This is a genomic window from Oleiphilus sp. HI0061, assembly GCF_001635675.1.
Genome location: NZ_LWFE01000216.1, coordinates 1 through 1,094, shown reverse-complemented (window position 1 = coordinate 1,094; position 1,094 = coordinate 1). Strand labels below are relative to the sequence as shown.

The following is a 1,094-nucleotide window of genomic DNA, read 5'->3' as shown; positions in this document are numbered from 1 at the left end:
GTGAAGAAAAAACCAAAGCCTTTTATCGAGAGTCTGATCTAGCCGGTCACTTAAGTAACGGCAACCAAAATAAGAATGAATCCAGCAAAGAAGAAAGCGAAGACTCAGAAGTTTCTCGTCAACAATCCATGCTGGAAAAAGACTTCCAGCTTCAGGAAGCTTTAAGTTTGCTAAAGGCTTTGGATATTCTAAAAGTTAAGCAAAAGAACTCTTCCGTCAAAACACCAGAGAGCCAAACTGAGGCTGAAAACCTAGCTGAAGAAGGCACGCCACAAGGTGAGTAACTATCTCCTCAAGCTCAGTACAGTAGTCACCTTTATCCTGACTACTGTCGTGCTTGCTTTTCCCGTTGCTGCAGAACTAAAGCAGCAACCGACCATCGCGATCGTCATTGACGATATGGGGAATCACCTGGAGAACGGCTCCCGATTAATTGACCTACCCTACCCCCTTACTTTGTCTTTTCTACCAGAAAGACGCCATACACGAGCCCTAATCGAAAGAGCTAAAGAGAATGGCAAGGAAATCATGCTCCACTCGCCCATGCAAAATAAGCTTGGGATTAAGCTCGGTAAGGGCGGTTTAACCGAAAGCATGANTGAGATGCAAATTAAGCAAACCTTGCGAAAAAGCTTTATCTCGATTCCGCATATGGTAGGCCTGAATAACCATATGGGCAGTCAGTTGACAACTCAAAACAAGGTTATGGAGTGGGTAATGGAAACGGTTAAACAGCACCCCTTCTTTTTCTTGGATAGTCGCACCTCTGCCAACTCGGTTGCCGCCAAAATTGCCGCAGCGCACCAAATCCCTAACATAAGCCGGGATGTTTTTCTTGACCATTTTCAAACCCGAAAATTTGTTCAAGCTCAGTTTATCAAGCTAGTCGAACTAGCAAAGAAGAATGGCACAGCCATAGCAATCGCCCACCCTCACAAAGTCACAGTTGAATACTTGAGCTGGGCTCTGACAAAGCTTGACGAAAAAGGTATCAGTATCGCTTCTGCTAGCGCTATCTGGCAAATACAAAACCCTGGACAGAGCATGCAAAACATCTTTGCTGCAAGAAACAAAGTTCCTCGACTAGCACAAAG

The 1,094-nt window shown here is 44.8% G+C and carries 1 protein-coding gene and 1 pseudogene; both read left to right on the top strand.

Going from position 1 to position 1,094, the window contains the following annotated elements:
• Positions 1–284 (top strand): annotated as a pseudogene (locus A3735_RS30160) (hypothetical protein); the annotation flags it as partial.
• Positions 277–1,094 (top strand): divergent polysaccharide deacetylase family protein (locus tag A3735_RS02570; protein ID WP_068637539.1); only part of this gene is annotated, 818 nt, incomplete at its 3' end. The pseudogene A3735_RS30160 and the gene A3735_RS02570, both read left to right, overlap by 8 nt.